Annotated in this window: 18 protein-coding genes and 3 tRNA genes; 5 read left to right on the top strand and 16 right to left on the bottom strand. The window is 70.4% G+C overall.

The features are described 5' to 3' along the window. Positions 1-44 precede the first annotated feature (44 nt). From ABZW18_RS14440 to ABZW18_RS14410, 7 genes are all read right to left on the bottom strand, one after another. Positions 45-1,487, bottom strand: a complete 1,443-nt coding sequence (locus ABZW18_RS14440) for a DHA2 family efflux MFS transporter permease subunit (protein WP_356186873.1) — start codon at positions 1,485-1,487, stop codon at positions 45-47. Positions 1,488-1,567: 80 nt separating this feature from the next. Next, positions 1,568-2,113: a TetR/AcrR family transcriptional regulator gene (locus ABZW18_RS14435; protein ID WP_356187053.1), complete on the bottom strand. Its 546-nt coding sequence runs from the start codon at positions 2,111-2,113 to the stop codon at positions 1,568-1,570. A gap of 108 nt (positions 2,114-2,221) precedes the next feature. After that, a complete protein-coding gene (locus ABZW18_RS14430) occupies positions 2,222-2,650 on the bottom strand; it encodes a MaoC family dehydratase (RefSeq protein ID WP_356186870.1) in 429 nt (142 codons plus the stop codon). Then, positions 2,650-3,102 carry a MaoC family dehydratase N-terminal domain-containing protein gene (locus tag ABZW18_RS14425; protein WP_356186867.1) on the bottom strand — a complete coding sequence of 151 codons (453 nt, stop codon included), beginning with the start codon at positions 3,100-3,102 and terminating at the stop codon, positions 2,650-2,652. Before ABZW18_RS14425 ends, ABZW18_RS14430 begins: the two co-directional genes overlap by 1 nt. Positions 3,103-3,179: 77 nt before the next feature. Next, on the bottom strand, positions 3,180-3,344 hold the full coding sequence (gene rpmG / locus ABZW18_RS14420; protein WP_004571794.1) for a 50S ribosomal protein L33: 165 nt from the start codon (positions 3,342-3,344) through the stop codon (positions 3,180-3,182). A gap of 85 nt (positions 3,345-3,429) precedes the next feature. Next, positions 3,430-3,502 (bottom strand) — tRNA-Met (locus ABZW18_RS14415). Positions 3,503-3,548: 46 nt separating this feature from the next. After that, positions 3,549-3,621: transfer RNA gene (locus ABZW18_RS14410), tRNA-Thr, on the bottom strand. 227 nt (positions 3,622-3,848) lie between these two features. Here ABZW18_RS14410 and ABZW18_RS14405 point away from each other — a divergent pair. The 4 genes from ABZW18_RS14405 (at position 3,849) to ABZW18_RS14390 (ending at position 6,879) form a co-directional block, all read left to right on the top strand. After that, positions 3,849-5,105, top strand: coding sequence for an amidohydrolase family protein (locus ABZW18_RS14405; protein WP_356186864.1), 1,257 nt, complete (start codon positions 3,849-3,851; stop codon positions 5,103-5,105). A 256-nt stretch (positions 5,106-5,361) separates the two neighbouring features. Next, positions 5,362-6,024 (top strand): SDR family oxidoreductase, encoded by a 663-nt coding sequence (locus tag ABZW18_RS14400; protein WP_356186861.1) that lies wholly within the window; start codon positions 5,362-5,364, stop codon positions 6,022-6,024. Between the two features lie 385 nt (positions 6,025-6,409). Beyond that, positions 6,410-6,631: a hypothetical protein gene (locus ABZW18_RS14395; protein ID WP_356186858.1), complete on the top strand. Its 222-nt coding sequence runs from the start codon at positions 6,410-6,412 to the stop codon at positions 6,629-6,631. Between the two features lie 2 nt (positions 6,632-6,633). Next, positions 6,634-6,879 carry a hypothetical protein gene (locus tag ABZW18_RS14390; protein WP_356186855.1) on the top strand — a complete coding sequence of 82 codons (246 nt, stop codon included), beginning with the start codon at positions 6,634-6,636 and terminating at the stop codon, positions 6,877-6,879. Between the two features lie 121 nt (positions 6,880-7,000). On the opposite strand, the gene ABZW18_RS14385 is transcribed toward ABZW18_RS14390, so the two are convergent. Beyond that, positions 7,001-7,082: transfer RNA gene (locus ABZW18_RS14385), tRNA-Tyr, on the bottom strand. A 191-nt stretch (positions 7,083-7,273) separates the two neighbouring features. On the opposite strand from ABZW18_RS14385, the gene ABZW18_RS14380 reads away from it, so the two are divergent. Beyond that, positions 7,274-7,762 carry a YajQ family cyclic di-GMP-binding protein gene (locus tag ABZW18_RS14380; protein ID WP_356187050.1) on the top strand — a complete coding sequence of 163 codons (489 nt, stop codon included), beginning with the start codon at positions 7,274-7,276 and terminating at the stop codon, positions 7,760-7,762. An 83-nt stretch (positions 7,763-7,845) separates the two neighbouring features. Here ABZW18_RS14380 and ABZW18_RS14375 read toward each other — a convergent pair whose 3' ends face one another. From ABZW18_RS14375 to ABZW18_RS14340, 8 genes are all read right to left on the bottom strand, one after another. Next, complete coding sequence (locus ABZW18_RS14375; protein WP_356186852.1) at positions 7,846-8,238, bottom strand: YccF domain-containing protein; 393 nt, start codon at positions 8,236-8,238, stop codon at positions 7,846-7,848. After that, the gene (htpX, locus tag ABZW18_RS14370; protein ID WP_356186849.1) at positions 8,235-9,098 is read right to left on the bottom strand and encodes a zinc metalloprotease HtpX; all 864 of its coding nucleotides are present in this window, start codon (positions 9,096-9,098) and stop codon (positions 8,235-8,237) included. Before htpX ends, ABZW18_RS14375 begins: the two co-directional genes overlap by 4 nt. 149 nt (positions 9,099-9,247) lie before the next feature. After that, the gene (locus ABZW18_RS14365) at positions 9,248-10,807 is read right to left on the bottom strand and encodes an NADH-quinone oxidoreductase subunit N (RefSeq protein WP_356186846.1); all 1,560 of its coding nucleotides are present in this window, start codon (positions 10,805-10,807) and stop codon (positions 9,248-9,250) included. Beyond that, the gene (locus tag ABZW18_RS14360; RefSeq protein ID WP_356186843.1) at positions 10,804-12,519 is read right to left on the bottom strand and encodes an NADH-quinone oxidoreductase subunit M; all 1,716 of its coding nucleotides are present in this window, start codon (positions 12,517-12,519) and stop codon (positions 10,804-10,806) included. Before ABZW18_RS14360 ends, ABZW18_RS14365 begins: the two co-directional genes overlap by 4 nt. Positions 12,520-12,522: 3 nt before the next feature. After that, the gene (locus tag ABZW18_RS14355) at positions 12,523-14,532 is read right to left on the bottom strand and encodes an NADH-quinone oxidoreductase subunit L (RefSeq protein ID WP_356186840.1); all 2,010 of its coding nucleotides are present in this window, start codon (positions 14,530-14,532) and stop codon (positions 12,523-12,525) included. After that, positions 14,529-14,894, bottom strand: a complete 366-nt coding sequence (gene nuoK, locus ABZW18_RS14350; RefSeq protein WP_356186837.1) for an NADH-quinone oxidoreductase subunit NuoK — start codon at positions 14,892-14,894, stop codon at positions 14,529-14,531. Before nuoK ends, ABZW18_RS14355 begins: the two co-directional genes overlap by 4 nt. Beyond that, positions 14,894-15,442: an NADH-quinone oxidoreductase subunit J gene (locus tag ABZW18_RS14345; RefSeq protein ID WP_356186834.1), complete on the bottom strand. Its 549-nt coding sequence runs from the start codon at positions 15,440-15,442 to the stop codon at positions 14,894-14,896. The genes nuoK and ABZW18_RS14345 overlap by 1 nt, the downstream gene beginning before the upstream one ends. After that, positions 15,439-15,628 (bottom strand): hypothetical protein (locus ABZW18_RS14340; RefSeq protein WP_356186831.1); only part of this gene is annotated, 190 nt, incomplete at its 5' end. The genes ABZW18_RS14340 and ABZW18_RS14345, both read right to left, overlap by 4 nt.

The raw sequence follows: 15,628 nt of genomic DNA, 5'->3' as shown, positions 1-15,628 counted from the left end.
GGCCCTCGGCCCCGGCCCCTCCCGTCCGTCAACGGCACTCCGCATCACGCTGCGATCGGTTCCTTCCTCGTTTCTGACCTTGTCCCGGCACTCTCCTCAGCAGGCCTCCTCCGGCCACGCCTCGGGATCATGACCGCCGCGATCGCCGCCAGCGCCACCGCCGCGGACCCCACCCAAAGTGCCGGAGTCAGACCGTCGGTGAAGTGCCTGGCGGATTCGTAGCCTCCCTGGGCCGAGAAGACCGAGGCCAGCGTCGCGATGCCCAGGGCGCCGCCCAGCTCGCGCAGGGCGTTGTTCGCGCCGGAGGCTATGCCCTGTTCCGCGGGACGGACGCTCGCCATGACCAGGCTCGCGGCCGGCGCGAAGTAGAGGGCCATACCGATGCCGCTGATGACCAGGGCCGGGAGCTGAGCGGCGTACGAGACGTCGGGCGAGACGACGAGGGCGAACAGGCCGAGGCCCACGGCTTGCAGAGCGAGGCCCGCCGCGACGACCGGACGGCCGCCGATGCGGTCGGACAGATACCCGGCGATCGGTGCGACGATCATGGGCATGCCGGTCCACGGGAGCATGCGCAGGCCCGCCTCGGTGGGCGAGTAGCCCGCGACTCCCTGGAGGAACTGGCTGAGCAGGAAGATCGATCCGAACATGCCCAGGAACATCAGCAGGCTCGCGGCGTTGATCGCCGAGAAGGCCCGGCTGCGGAAGAGCCGCATGGGGAGCATCGGGTTCGGCGTACGGATCTCGTACGCGACGAAGGCAACGAGCAGTGCGGCGCCGGCGATCAGGCCGGTGAGGACCGGCCCGCTGGCCCATCCGTCGGCGTTCCCACGGACCAGGGCGTAGACGATGCCGAACAGCCCGGCGCTGGCCAAAGCCGTGCCGGGAAGATCCAGACGGGTCCCCGAACCGCGGGACTCGGCCAGCCGCAGGCGCGCGAGCGGCAGCAGTGCGAGACCGATCGGGACGTTCAGCCAGAAGATCCACTGCCAGGAGACGTGTTCGGTGAGGCTGCCGCCGATGAGCGGGCCACCGGCGACGGCCAGGCCGTTGACGGCTCCCCAGATTCCGTACGCCATGCCGCGCCGCTCGGCGGGCACCGCGGCGGTGAGCAGCGTGAGGGTCAGCGGCATCAGGATCGCGGCGCCGACGCCCTGGAACGCGCGGGCGGCGATCAGGCCGTCGATGCCCGGGGCGAGCGCCGCCGCGGCGGATGCGGTGGTGAAGATCGCCAGGCCCACGATGAACAGCCGCCTGCGGCCGAAGCGGTCGCCCAAGGCCGCGCCGGACATCAGGAGGACGGCGAAGGTGAGGGTGTAGGCGCTCACCGTCCACTCAAGATCTTCGAGAGCGCCGCCGAGGTCCTCACGGATGGAGGGCAGGGCGGTGGTGACGACGAGGTTGTCGAGCGCCGCCATGAAACCGGCGACACTGGTGATGATCAGCGCCCAGGCGGCGCTGCCGCGCCGTGCTGCTTGCTCATTCATTGCTTCCCCCTGGGAATTAGTTATTGATCACTAACTTTCGTGATCACGGAGAACAGGCTCCGCTCTCGCGGACCTGCCGGTCAGCGCTGTGCCTCAGGGAGCCCGCCGAAGCCGGACCACACCCGGTGCTCGGATCCGAAGCCCAGCGACACCAGGACATTGATCAGCATTCCGTAGGCCATGAAGTCGGTGGTCTCACGGATGTCAGCACCCAGGGCCAGATGCGCCTGGTCCCAGAGCTCGGCCCAGGCCGCACGGATCGAGGCGCCGAACTCGTGATCGCCCGCCGCTTCGGCCGAGGCCACCGCGACATACATCTGCATCTGCATCAGCAACTTGTCGCGGTCGCCGACGAGCTGCTTGTAGGCCGCACCCATGGCGTCGTGCGCCGTGAGATCAGGCTGCGACCGGACCGCCTCGCCGATGACCTGCCGGGTCTCGTCCATGCAGCGATGGGCCGCCGCGAGGAAGATGGCCTGCTTGTTGGGGAAGAGCCGGAAGAGGTACGGCTGCGAGACGCCCACCCGGCGCGCGATCGTCTCGGTCGAGGTGCCGTTGTAGCCGCCCCGGGCGAACTCGGTGATCGCGGCACGGACGATGCTCTCGCGACGCTCCTCCGCGCTCATCCTCATGCTTCCCTTGGCCATAGGCGAAAGGTTAGTGGCCAATCACTAACTAAGCAAGGGCGCCTGAGCCGCCCCGGAAAGGGGCGGCTACGGCTCGAACGAGACCGCTCAGGCGAGCCGGACCAGGGCGCGGGACATGCCCAGAACCTTCTGGCCCGCGCTGACGGCCGTGAGATCCACGCGGACCGTACGGTCCTCCAGCTTGGCCGCGACCTTGGCGCTGACCTCGATGGTCGCCCCCTTGTCGTCGTCCGGGACCACGACCGGCCTGGTGAAGCGGACGCCGTACTCGGCGACGGCCCCCGGGTCGCCGGCCCAGTCGGTCACCACACGGATCGCCTCGGCCATGGTGAACATGCCGTGTGCGATGACGTCGGGGAGGCCCACGTCCTTGGCGAACCGCTCGTTCCAGTGGATGGGGTTGAAGTCGCCGGAAGCGCCCGCGTACCGAACGAGGGTGTCGCGCGTCACCGGAAAGCTCTGCGCGGGGAGTTCCGTGCCGACCTCGACCTCGTCATAGGAAACCTTCGCGGTCATCAGCCCTCCTCGGCGGCGCGGGCCACCAGCATCGTGTGCGCGGTCACCACGTGTTCGCCTTCGGCGTCGTACACATCGCCGCGGATCGACAGCACATCATTCCCGGCAAGGGACTTGATCGACTCGATGGTCGAGGTGACCGCGAGGCGGTCGCCCGCGCGGACCGGGCGCGAGTAGACAAACTTCTGGTCGCCATGGACGACACGGCTGTAGTCCAGCCCCAGCGCCGGGTCCTCGACGACCTGTCCGGCCGACCGATAAGTGATCGCGAAGGCGAAGGTCGGCGGGGCGATCACATCCGGGTGGCCGAGCGCCCTGGCCGAATCCGGTTCGGTGTAGGCCGGGTTGGCGTCGCCGATCGCCTCGGCGAACTCGCGGATCTTCTCCCGGCCGACCTCGTACGGCGCGGAGGGCGGATAGGACCGTCCGACGAAGGACTGGTCTAGCGCCATGCTGCTCTCTCCTGGGTCGAAAGAACGACGCGAGGCCGCCCCCGATGCCGGGGACGGCCTCGCATACGAGCCTGTAATTATCGCGTCTCGCGGTGCGCAGTGTGCGCGTTGCAACGCGGGCAGTGCTTCTTCATCTCGAGCCGGTCCGGGTCGTTGCGCCGGTTCTTCTTGGTGATGTAGTTCCGCTCCTTGCACTCCACGCAGGCCAGCGTGATCTTCGGGCGGACGTCGGTGGCAGCCACGTGAGTGCTCCTAGACGAAACAGAAGGGATGAACGCAGAAATAGTAGCCGATCGAAGGACCGCCCCCGCAATCGGCTACTGTCAGTAGCGGTGACCGGACTTGAACCGGTGACACAGCGATTATGAGCCGCTTGCTCTACCGACTGAGCTACACCGCTTTGATGCGTGCGTACCCCGCCCGCAGGCGGGACACTCGCACATCAGAGCCCCAATACGGAATCGAACCGTAGACCTTCTCCTTACCATGGAGACGCTCTGCCGACTGAGCTATTGGGGCGAGCGATGAAGACATTACACGCTCGGCCGCCGAAGGTGAAATCCGTATAGGGGCGCTCTCCTGGGCCTCTCGGCCACCACGCCGGTACTACTTTTCGGCTCCTCCTCGAAGCCGCAGGGAGCTCGCCATAGGCTCGTGCCGCGCTGCGTGATCTTGGCAGCGCGGACGCCCGGCCGTGACTTCCGGGGGACGACCCCCGGACCCTTGAGAAGCCCGCAGGGAGCGCGATGCCCGAGAGCCACCCGCAGCAACCCCCGAGGCGCGAGGGCGCGATCCCCGAGGCCGACGCGCTGGTGCTGTGCGGCGCCCGGCTCATGGACGGCCGGACCGTGGACGTACGGCTCAGCGACGGCCGGATCGAAGCCGTCGGCACGGCGGGCAGCCTGGCTCGCGGCGGAGGTACGGCGGAGGCCCGAGTCCGCATCGACCTGCAGGGTTATCTGCTGCTGCCGGCTCCCGCCGAGCCACACGCACACTGCGACACCGCCCTCACCGCCGATTCGGACGGGCCAGTTCCGGACACCCCCGAAGACGTCCAGCGGCGCACGACGGAGGCCGCGTTGATGCAACTCGGCCATGGCGCAACGGCGCTGCGCACCCATGTGCGGATCGGCGATGTGCAGGGGCTCGGCTCGCTGGAGGCCGTACTGCAGGCCCGGCGCGCGCTGCGCGGGCTGACCGACCTGGGGGCCGTGGCGGTGCCGCGTGTTCTCACGGGTGCGGCCGGGGCCGATGGGCTCGCGATGCTGCGGGACGCGGTGAAGATGGGGGCGACGGTCGTCGGCGGCTGCCCCGACCTCGACCCGGACCCGACGGGCTACGCGGAAGCCGTTCTGGAGGTCGCGGCGGAGCACGGCTGCCCCGTCGATCTGCATACGGAGGGTGACGATCCGGCCCGGCTCGCACGGCTCGCGGCGATGGCGGGAGGACTGAGGCCGGGCGTGACGCTCGGGCCCTGCGGAGGACTGGCGCGGCTGCCGGAGAAGACGGCGGGGCGGGCGGCGGACCAGCTCGCGGCCGCCGGGATCACCGTGGTCTGTCTGCCGCAGGGCGACTGCGGTGCGATGCCCCGGCGCGCGGGCGCAGCCCCCGTACGGCTGCTGCGCGCCGCGGGCGTACGGGTCGCGGCGGGCAGCGGGGCGATGCGGGACGTGGCGAACCCGGTAGGGCGCGGCGACCCGCTGGAGGCCGCGTATCTGCTGGTGGCACAGGGCGGGGAGCGGCCGGAAGAGGCGTACGGCGCGGTGAGCGGGCGGGCGCGGGCGGCGATGGGACTTCCGGAGGTACGGGTGGAGGCCGGCTTCCCCGCGGAGCTGCTCGCGGTGCGCGGGCAGGCACTCGCGGGGGTGCTGTCGCTGGGGTACAGCCGGGTCGTGGTGCACCGGGGACGGGTCGTGGCGCGCACAAGCGCGGTGCGGGAGTACTGCGACTCCGCGGCGGTGGCAGCCCTCAACCTCCCGCGGCAGGCGCAGGGCAGCACATGAGCGTTGTCAGTGTCGCCACGGCTGCTGTTACTGGTGTCGCCTCAGGCTGCTGATGACCCACCCTCATGTACTGCCCGATGCGGACCCGGCCGTACGGACTCCGGCCTGGGCCAGGGGCATTGCCTCGTTTCGGTGAAGACGGTCACCGCACGCCGCGGGAGTACGGCGGCTCGGGCGCGGTGACAGCCCTGACTCCCACGGCAGGCACAGGCGGTTCCCCAGGTGCGGACGGGGACGCACGGGCTACGGTCGAGGTATGCGCATTGTCATCGCAGGCGGACATGGTCAGATCGCGCTGAGGCTGGAGCGGTTGCTCGCCGGGCGTGGGGACGAGGTCGCGGGGCTCATCCGCAACCCCCAGCAGGCGGACGACCTTCGGGCGGCGGGAGCCGAACCGGTCATGTGCGATCTGGAGTCGGCATCGGTCGAAGAGGTCGCGGCCCACATGCAGGGCGCGGATGCGGTGGTGTTCGCCGCGGGCGCGGGGCCGGGCAGCGGCAGCTCGCGCAAGGAGACGGTGGACCACCGCGCCGCGGTGCTCTTCGCGGATGCGGCGGAGCGGGCGAGCGTAGCGCGCTATGTCATCGTCTCCTCCATGGGCGCCGACCTCGAACCCCCGGAGGGAACCGATCCGGTCTTCGCCGTCTATCTGCGGGCCAAGGCCGCGGCGGACGCGGACGTGAGGCGGCGGAAGGGGCTCGACTGGACGATCCTCCGTCCGGGCGCGCTCACCAATGAGCCGGGGAGGGGCCTGGTGCAGCTCGCCGAGCACACAGGGAGGCGTGAGGTGTCCCGTGACGACGTGGCCGCCGTGCTCGCCGCGCTCCTCCGCGAACCGGGCACTGCTGGGCGGACCCTGGAGCTGATCAGCGGCGATGTCCCGGTGGAGGACGCGGTCAAGGGGGCGGCCGCGGTCTGACGGGCGGGGGGCGGGGACGGAGACGAGGACCGGGACGGGGACAGGGGGGACGACCGGGACGGGGACGCGGGGGACGACCGGGACGGGGACGGGGACAGCTGGATTCTGGACAGCGCCACTGAATTGGTACGGGACCGGGCGGGGGGCCGGATTCGGGGCGGGCCGGATTCGGGGGCGGGATCCCGTACGGCGTCGCGGACCCGATCCCGTGCGGCGTCACGGACCAGTTCCGTACGGCGTCACGGACCGGATCCGGACTGGATCGCGTACCGGATCCGTACGGCGTCACGGACCGGATCCGGACTGGATCGCGTACCGGTCCCGTACCGGACCCTGGGCCCGTTGCCGGGATGCGCCGGGCAGCGGGCCGCCGCACGCTGGGGGCATGGACGGACATCAGCCGCCGGTGGTCGTGCACCCGTGGCTCGACGGCGCCCGCCGCGTGACGATCCGCGGCGAGTCGGTCGGCAAGGCGTACTCGCTGAGCGATGTGGTGGAGTTCCTCCGGTTGGCCGGGCTCGAAGCGCACGCCTTCGGTGTGGACGATCCGAATCTCATCGAATGGCGCGGTGGCGGCCCGGCCGACTGGCCCGACGAACAGGCCTAGCCATGGAAGCACCCATCACCCGGGACGAACGTACGGTCCTCCAGGCGATCGCGGAGTTTCTCGACACCAAGCCGCCGACCTTCCCCCGCGAGGGCGATCTCGTCCGGGCGACCGGCTTGCACATGGACGACGTCACCCAGGCCGTCCGGTCCCTGGAGCGGCTGGACTACATCGTCATCAATGTCCCGACGCTGGGCGGCACCAACGAGATCACCCACATCACGAGGACCGGTCAGCACCACTTGTGAACCGGGGGCGCAGCCACCCGGGCGGGCGACGACGACCCTGCCCGCTCCGCCCCGCCGACCCCGCCGAACAGAAACGGCCCCTGGCTGCGTTTCCGCAGGCCAGGGGCCGTTTGTGTGAATGTGGCGGGTGTAGGGTTCGAACCTACGTAGGCAATGCCGGCAGATTTACAGTCTGCTCCCTTTGGCCACTCGGGCAACCCGCCGAGGATGTGCCCGGGGGCTCGCTCTCGCGGCGGTGCTCCCTGGCAACGACGTAAACCATACCCGATGTCAGGGGGTGCATTGCGACCGGGTTGATCGCCGCTGGATCATGGACCGGGTGGCTAGGCTGGCGGTACGGGCCGGGGACGGCGCCGTACACCTGACCGATCTACGTACGAGGAGCCAACTCAACATGGCCGACTCCAGTTTCGACATCGTCTCGAAGGTCGAGCGGCAGGAGGTCGACAACGCGCTCAACCAGGCGAGCCGGGAGATCTCCCAGCGGTACGACTTCAAGAACGTCGGGGCGTCGATCGAGTGGTCCGGCGAGAAGATCGAGATGCGCGCCAACTCCGAGGAGCGGGTCAAAGCGATCCTCGACGTCTTCCAGTCCAAGCTGGTCAAGCGCGGTATCTCGCTGAAGGCACTGGACTCGGGCGAGCCGCAGGCCTCCGGCAAGGAGTACAAGATCTTCGCCTCGCTGCAGGAGGGGATCTCGCAGGAGAACGCGAAGAAGGTAGCGAAGATCATCCGCGATGAGGGCCCGAAGGGCGTCAAGGCGCAGGTGCAGGGCGAGGAGCTGCGGGTCTCCTCGAAGAACCGGGACGACCTGCAGTCGGTCATCGCACTGATCAAGGGCAAGGACCTCGACTTCGCGGTGCAGTTCGTCAACTACCGGTAGGCGATTGCCGCATGGGCGGTACGGCGCGGCTGTACCGCCCATGCGCGTGGCCGGTCAGCACGAGCCCGGTCTGCGCGAGCCGGTCAGCGCGTGGCGAAGGGCCGGTCCGTGGGGACGATCTCGCGGCCCAGCGGCATCAGGGAGACCGGGATCAGCTTGAAGTTGGCGATGCCGAGCGGGATCCCGATGAGCGTGATGCACAGCGCGAAGCCGGTGACGAGGTGGGTCAGTGCCAGCCACCAGCCCGCGAAAATGATCCAGATGACATTGCCGATGAGGGATCCGGCGCCGGCGTCGCGGCGGTCCACGGCCGTACGGCCGAAGGGCCAGAGCGCGTACCCGGCGATGCGGAACGCGGCAATTCCAAATGGGATCGTAATGATCAGAATGCAGCAGATGACGCCGGCCACCACATAGGCGACGGCCAGCCAGAATCCTGACAGGACAAGCCAGATGAGGTTAAGGATCGTCTTCACGGTCGGTAGCCTGCCATCTGCTCGAGACGAGCGATACGTTCCGCCATCGGCGGGTGGGTGGAGAACAGCTTCGACATGCCTCTGCCTGGGCCGAACGGGTTCGCGATCATCATATGGCTCGCGGTTTCCAGTCGCGGTTCCGGACGCAGCGGCAGCTGTTTCGTACCCGCGTCCAGCTTGCGCAGCGCACTTGCCAGGGCGAGCGGGTCGCCGGTGAGCCGGGCGCCCGAGGCATCCGCCTCGTACTCCCGGGAGCGGCTGACGGCCAGCTGGATGACGGATGCGGCGAGCGGGCCGAGGATCATCACCATCAGCATGCCGAGCAGGCCCGGGCCTTCGTCGTCGTCGGAGCGGCCGATGGGGATCAGCCAGGCGAAGTTCACCAGGAACATCACCACGGACGCGAGCGCCCCGGCGACCGACGAGATGAGGATGTCGCGGTTGTAGACATGGCTGAGCTCGTGGCCCAGGACGCCGCGCAGCTCGCGCTCGTCGAGGATGCGCAGGATGCCGTCGGTGCAGCACACGGCCGCGTTGCGCGGATTGCGGCCCGTGGCGAAGGCGTTGGGAGCCTGGGTCGGCGAGATGTAGAGCCGGGGCATGGGCTGCCGGGCGGCGGTCGAGAGCTGGCGCACGATGCGGTAGAGCCCGGGGGCCTCGAACTCGCTCACCGGGCGGGCCCGCATGGCGCGCAGGGCCAGCTTGTCGCTGTTCCAGTAGGCGTACGCATTGGTCGCCAGCGCCACGAAGAGCGCGATGAACAGGCCCGTACGGCCGAAGAGACTTCCGATGACGATGATGAGTGCCGACAGTCCCCCGAGGAGTACAGCGGTCTTCAGCCCGTTGTGCCGGCGGTGCACGGTACGCCCTCCAAATGGTGCGGCAGGGGAACCCTCTTACTCGGTGTTTCCACCCTCCAGTGGACCCTCCTGTACTGGTCAACGCCAGGCGAGGATCGCTGGTTCCCCTGTGCAGGCGGGGGCAGCCGTTGCGCTCTACGGGTGATGCGTCACAGGAGCGTGGCGGAGGCGAAGCGGAGGACGAGCTGGGGGGCGCCGGAGAGTGCGATGCCCAGAACGGCCGCGAGGCCGATGGCCGCGGTGATCGGGACCGGAACCCTGAGGTCCGCCAGCCCGGCCCCGGCTTCCGCCGGAACGGCTCCGGCGGGGTGAGGGGCGGCTTCCGTGGCCCCTTCCGGGGCGCGGAAGAGGACCGCCGTCCATTGGAGGTAGTAGTAGAGCGCGATCACGACGTTCACGGCCATGACGACCGCCAGCCAGCCCAGGCCCGCGTCCACGGCCGCTGAGAAGACCGTGACCTTCGCGAACAGCCCGATGATGCCCGGCGGCAGGCCCGCGAGGCAGAGCAGGAAGAAGCCCAGGGCGAGGGCGGCGAGCGGACGGGTGGCGTACAGGCCGCGGTAGTCGACGATGCGGTTCGTCGCGGCGGTGCGTCCGACGAGGGCTGCGACGGCGAAGGCGCCGAGGTTCACCGCGCCGTACATGAGGGCGTATGCCACGGTCGAGCCGATGGCCCGGGCGGGGTCGTCCACGTATCCGGCCGCGGCGATGGGCACCAGGAGGTAGCCGGCCTGGGAGACGGATGACCAGGCGAGCAGGCGGACGGCGCTGTGGGTGCGCTCGGGGCGCTGGCGCAGCGCGGCGACATTGCCCGCGGTCATGGTCAGTGCGGCGATCACGGCCATGACGGGGCCCCACACGTCCGCGTACGACGGGAAGGCGAGGACGGTGACCAGGATGAGGCCGGAGAAACCGACGGCCTTGCCGATGACGGAGAGGTAGGCGGCGATGGGGAGCGGCGCGCCGACGTAGGTGTCCGGGACCCAGAAGTGGAAGGGGACGGCCGCCGTCTTGAAGGCGAAGCCCACCAGGGTGATGGCGACGCCGGCGGTGGCGAGCGTGTCGAGCCGGCCGGGTACCCGGGTGAGGCCGGACGCGATCTCGGAGAGATGCATGCTGCCCGTGGCGGCGTAGACGAAGCTGACGCCGAGCAGCATGACGGCGGTCGCGGCGACGGAGGACAGGAAGAACTTGAGCGCGGCCTCGGAGGAGAGCCGGTCCCCTCGGCGCAGGCCGACGAGCGCGAAGGCGGGCAGGGAGGCCACCTCGAGGGCGACGGTGAGGGTCGCGAGGTCGCGGGAGGCGGGCAGCAGGGCCGCGCCCGCGGCGGAGGACAGCAGCAGGAACCAGAACTCACCGGCGGGGAGCCCGGATTCCTCCACCGCACTGACGGACAGGAGCGCCGTCAGCAGGGCTCCGGCGATCACCAGGAACTGGATGACCAGGGCGAAGTGGTCGGCCGCGTAGCTGCAGACGTCGGTGTCGGAGGTCAGGCAGAAGGTGGTCCGGTCGCCTTGGAGCAGGGGCAGCAGCGAGAGAGCGGCCAGCGCCAGGCCCGCGATGGCGATCCAGCCGAGCAGGGGCTTGCGGCGGTCGGACACGAACAGGTCCGCGACGAGGATCATGAGGGCCACGACCGCGGTGATGGTGGGCGGGGCGATCGCGAGCCAGTCGACGGACTGGACGAGGCCTGCGGCGATCACGGTCATCCGTTGCCTCCTGCGAGGAGCTGCTGCACGGCCGGGTCGCTGAGGCCGAGGAGGGCGGCGGGCCAGAGCCCTGCGAGGACGGTGAGGGCGACGAGCGGGGTCCAGGCGGCGAATTCGTAGCTCTGGACGTCGGCCATCGCGGGCGCGGCCGCGCGTGCCGGGGGCTTGTCCGGTGCGGGGGTCTCCCCGTGGGCGGGCGGTCCGTCAGCTGCTGCCGACTCGCCGGTGACGGGCATCTCGCCGGGTCCCGGCGTGGTGACGGGTACGGGCACGGCGCCCGGTTCGGTGACCGGCGGCTCCCCCATGCAGACACGGCGTACCACCACCAGCAGGTAGGCGGCGGTGAGCAGCGTGCCGAGGCCGGCCAGCGCCATGAAGGTGAGGTAGGCGGGGCGGCTGAGCCCGTCGGCGGGCTGGAACGCGCCGAAGAGGGCGAGCATCTCGCCCCAGAACCCGGCGAGCCCCGGGAGGCCGAGCGAGGCGACGGCGGCGAAGACGAACAGGCCTCCGAGGCGTGGGGCCGTGCCATAGAGCGCCGCGCCGGTCGCGCCGGAGAGGCTGTCGAGGTCCGACGACCCGTAGCGCTCCTTGACCGCGCCGACCAGGAAGAAGAGGAGGCCGGTGATGAGGCCGTGGGCGATGTTCGCGAAGAGCGCGCCGTTGACCCCGGTGGGGGTGAGGGTGGCGATGCCGAGCAGCACGAAGCCCATGTGGCCGACCGAGGAGTACGCGATCAGGCGCTTGAGGTCGCCCTTGCCGCCGGTGCGGGCGAGGGCGAGGCAGGCGAGGGATCCGTAGATGATCCCGACGACGGCGAAGGCCGCGAGGTACGGGGCGAAGGTGTGGGCGCCTTCGGGGGCGATGGGGAGCACGATGCGGACGAATCCGTAGGTGCCCATCTTCAGCAGCACGCCGGCGAGCAGCACCGAGCCGACGGTGGGGGCGGCGGTGTGGGCGTCGGGGAGCCAGCTGTGCAGCGGCCACATCGGGGTCTTCACGGCGAGGCCGATGCCGATGGCGAGGACGGCGATGAGTTGCGTGGTGTGACTGAGCGATGACCCGTTGTCAGTGGCGAGTGCCACCATGTCGAATGTGCCGCCCTGGAGACCGATGAGGAGGAGACCGAGCAGCATGACGACGGAGCCGAGCAGTGTGTAGAGGATGAACTTCCAGGCGGACCGGTCCCGCTGCTCACCGCCCCAGCGGGCGATGAGGAAGTACATCGGGATGAGCACCATCTCGAACGCCAGGAAGAACAGCAGCAGATCGAGGACGGCGAAGGTGGCGAGGGTGCCGGACTCGAGGACGAGGATCAGCGCGACGAAGCCCTTGGCGGAAGGGCCTTCGGGCATCCGGAAGTACGAGTAGAGCGCGCAGAGGAAGGTCAGCAGCGCGCTGAGCACGAGGAGGGGGAGGGAGACGCCGTCGACGCCGAGGTGGATCCGGACGTCGAGGGCCGGGATCCAGCTGATGTCGGTGGTGGCCTGCATCCGGGCCGGGTGGTCGTGGTCGAAGCCGGCGGCCAGGGCGACGGCGAGGGCGAGGACCGCACCGGTGACGGTGACGCCATGGCGCAGCACGGCCTGCTCGGGGTTGCGGCCCTTCAGCCCGGGCGGGGACGGAAGCAGGGCGGCGGCGGAGCCGAGCAGGGGGAGGACGACGACGGCCACGAGGAGGTACTGCATGGCGGTGTCATTGATCAGGCCAGTCATGGCTCACGCTCCGGCGGCGACGAGGACGGCGGCGATAGCCAGGACGACGGAGCCGGCGAGCAGCGCGCTGAGATAGGTCTGCACATTGCCGGTCTGGGCGCGACGGACTGCCGTGCCGAGCAGGCGGGGGACGGTGCCCGCGCCGCGTACGTAGGTGTCGACGACCTCGCGGTCGAGGAACCGGACCAGTTCGGCGGCCGCGCGCACGGGGCGTACGAAGACGGCCGAGTACACGGCGTCGAGCTGGAAGCCGTGGGCAGCGTGCCGGTGGAGGGGGCCGAGCAGGAGGCGCCCGGGGTCGGCCGGATCCTTCGCCGAGGCGATGTCTCCGTAGACCTCTTCGTGGGTGGCGATGGCCTCGATCTCGGTGAGGGCGGGCTCGGCGTGGAGGTGGGCGGACACCGCGCCGACCGGGACCCGTCGGGCGAGGGCGGCGGTGTGCCGCCAGGCGGCGTAGGTGACCAGGCCTCCGACGAGGGCGAGGCCGGTGCCGAGGACGGAGGTGGTGAGGGTCGGGTCGAGGGAGCGGCCGTCGAACCAGTCGGGGAGTACGCCGACGGTGATGCCGAAGGCGGCGGTGGGGACGAAGAGGACCCACAGCACGGCGTTCATCGCGATGGGCTGCCTGCCGTGGTCGGGGGCCTCGGCGCCCTGGCCGCGGAAGGCGAGGAGCCAGAGGCGGGCGGCGTAGCCCGCGGTGAGGAGTGCGGTCAGCAGGCCGGAGACCAGGACCGTCCAGCCCGCGGCGGCGGGGATCCCGCCGGCCTGTCCCGTGGGGCCGTGGCCGATGGCGACAGCCTCGGCGGCGCCCAGGACGGCTTCCTTGGAGAAGAAACCCGCGAAGGGCGGGACGGCGGCGAGCGCGAGGAGCGCGACGGTCATCGTCCAGTACGCGTCGGGGATGCGCTTGGCCAGGCCGCTCATCCGGGACATGGCGGCCAGCGAGTTGGTGCCGGCGGCAGCGATGATCACGCCCGCGCCGAGGAAGAGGAGGGCCTTGAACGCGCCGTGCGAGAGGAGGTGGAAGACGGCGGCGGCACGGTCGCCGACGGCGAGGGCTCCGGTCATGTAGCCGAGCTGGCCGATCGTCGAATACGCCAGGACGCGCTTGATGTCGTCCTGGGCGAGGGCGGCGAGCGCGGAGCCGACCATGGTGACGGCGGCCATCACGGCGAGCACGACCAGCGCGGCGGCGGAGGACGCGAAGACGGGCAGCAGCCGGGCGACGAAGTAGACGCCGGCCGCGACCATCGTGGCGGCGTGGATCAGGGCGGATACGGGAGTGGGGCCCGCCATCGCGTCGGGCAGCCAGGTGTGCAGCGGGAACTGCGCCGACTTGCCCGCCACGCCCGCGAGCAGCAGCAGCGCGATCAGCGTGGGGTGGTCGAGACCGTTGCCGGAGGTGGTGGCGGTCAGGATGCCGTTGATCCGGAACGTTCCGGCGTCGACGGCGAGGGCGAACAGGCCGAACAGAAAGGGGACATCGCCCAGCTTGGTGATCAGGAAGGCCTTGAGGGAGGCCGACCGGGCGGCCTGGGTCTCCCAGTAGTGGCCGACCAGGAAGTACGAGCAGATGCCCATGATCTCCCAGCCGACCAGCAGCACCATCAGGTCGCCCGAGTAGACGACCAGCAGCATCGCGGAGGTGAAGAGGGAGACGAGCGCGGCGTACGAGGGGTAGCGCGGGTCGTCGCGCAGATAGCCGGTGGAGTAGATCTGCACGCAGGACGCGACGACCCCGACGAGTATCGCCACGAGCACGGCGAAGCCGTCGAGGTTCAGGGCGAGGTCGATCGGGACCGAGCCGGTCGGGGTGAGCCGGGTCGCGGCGTCGATCGTCTCTCCCCCGCCCTGCCGTACGGCGACCAGCACGGCCAGCGCGGCGGCGGCCAGGGTCGGCAGGATGGCGAGGGGCCGTACGAAACCGGGGGCGCGGCGGCCCAGGAGCAGGCCGGACGCGGCACCGAGGAAGGGAAGGAGGGGGACGAGTACGGCGAGGGTCGTGGTCGTCACGCGGCGGCCTCGGCCTTCTGTGCCGGTCCGGCCGCTTCGGCCTCGGGGACGGCGGCCGGTTCGGCGAGGTCACGGAGCCGGTCCACGTCGGAATTCCCGCGGTTGCGGTGGACGAGCAGCACGATCGCCAGGCCGATGCCGATCTCGGCCGCGGCGATGGCGATGATGAACAGGGTGAGCGCCTGGCCGGCGTGCAGGGTGTCGCGGAGCCAGACGTCGAAGGCGACGAGGTTGAGGTTGACCGCGTTGAGCATCAGCTCGACGGACATCAGGACCAGGATCGCGTTCCGCCGGGCGAGCACGCCGTACAGGCCGGTGCAGAAGAGGAGGACCGCGAGCACGGCGGGATAGGCGAGGTGCATCAGCGCTTCCCTTCCCTGTCCTTGCGGGACAGGACGATCGCGCCGACGAGCGCGGCGAGCAGCAGCACGGAGAGGGCTTCGAACGGCAGCACCCAGTGCCGGAAGAGGATCTCTCCGGAGACCTTGGTGGATCCCTGCGCCGGTCCTTCCAGGTCGATCCAGGTGGCGCGGAAGGCGTCCACGACGACCCACACCAGCGCGGCCGCGGCGGCGACGGCCACCCCGAGCGCGGCCCATCGGTTGCCGGAATCGGCGTCCGGGGACCGGCCGATGGGCGCCTTGGTGAGCATCAGCCCGAAGAGGAGAAGGACGACGACGGAGCCGACGTAGATCAGCACCTGCACCCAGGCGATGAACTCGGCGGTGAGAAGGAGGTATTCGACGGCCAGCCCGCCGAGCGTCACCACCAGCCACAGCGCGGCGTGCACCAGTTGCTTGGTGGTGACGGTGACCAGCGCTGCGCCGAAGGTGACGAGGCCGACGAGGAGGAAGGCGATCTCCACGCCGGAGGGGGACAGGAACCCGGGGTGGCCTGCTGCGAAGGTCACGCGTCGCCCTCCTGCGCCTCTTCGCCGGCTCGAGCGGATTCGGCGGCTCGCGCGGCGTCGGCAGCTTGGGCGGCCTCGGCGGCCTGCGCGGCCTCGGCGGCTTCGGCGGCGGCGAGCTTGTCCGCGGTCTTTCGGGCCGCGCCGAGCTCCTTCGGCTCCTCGGCCGACGCGTCCAGAGCGGGCGGT

The sequence above is a fragment of the Streptomyces sp. NPDC004647 genome (genome assembly GCF_040609575.1).
In the GTDB taxonomy this organism is placed as follows: Bacteria; Actinomycetota; Actinomycetes; order Streptomycetales; family Streptomycetaceae; genus Streptomyces.
This window is presented reverse-complemented; position numbering and strand designations above follow the sequence as displayed.

Coding starts and splice junctions, on each gene's coding strand:
- ABZW18_RS14440 (WP_356186873.1), bottom strand. CDS start 1,487: ATGAATGAGCAAGCAGCACGGCGCGGCAGCGCCGCCTGGGCGCTGATC.
- ABZW18_RS14435 (WP_356187053.1), bottom strand. CDS start 2,113: ATGAGCGCGGAGGAGCGTCGCGAGAGCATCGTCCGTGCCGCGATCACC.
- ABZW18_RS14430 (WP_356186870.1), bottom strand. CDS start 2,650: ATGACCGCGAAGGTTTCCTATGACGAGGTCGAGGTCGGCACGGAACTC.
- ABZW18_RS14425 (WP_356186867.1), bottom strand. CDS start 3,102: ATGGCGCTAGACCAGTCCTTCGTCGGACGGTCCTATCCGCCCTCCGCG.
- ABZW18_RS14405 (WP_356186864.1), top strand. CDS start 3,849: ATGCCCGAGAGCCACCCGCAGCAACCCCCGAGGCGCGAGGGCGCGATC.
- ABZW18_RS14400 (WP_356186861.1), top strand. CDS start 5,362: ATGCGCATTGTCATCGCAGGCGGACATGGTCAGATCGCGCTGAGGCTG.
- ABZW18_RS14395 (WP_356186858.1), top strand. CDS start 6,410: ATGGACGGACATCAGCCGCCGGTGGTCGTGCACCCGTGGCTCGACGGC.
- ABZW18_RS14390 (WP_356186855.1), top strand. CDS start 6,634: ATGGAAGCACCCATCACCCGGGACGAACGTACGGTCCTCCAGGCGATC.
- ABZW18_RS14380 (WP_356187050.1), top strand. CDS start 7,274: ATGGCCGACTCCAGTTTCGACATCGTCTCGAAGGTCGAGCGGCAGGAG.
- ABZW18_RS14365 (WP_356186846.1), bottom strand. CDS start 10,807: ATGACCGTGATCGCCGCAGGCCTCGTCCAGTCCGTCGACTGGCTCGCG.
- ABZW18_RS14360 (WP_356186843.1), bottom strand. CDS start 12,519: ATGACTGGCCTGATCAATGACACCGCCATGCAGTACCTCCTCGTGGCC.
- nuoK (WP_356186837.1), bottom strand. CDS start 14,894: ATGCACCTCGCCTATCCCGCCGTGCTCGCGGTCCTCCTCTTCTGCACC.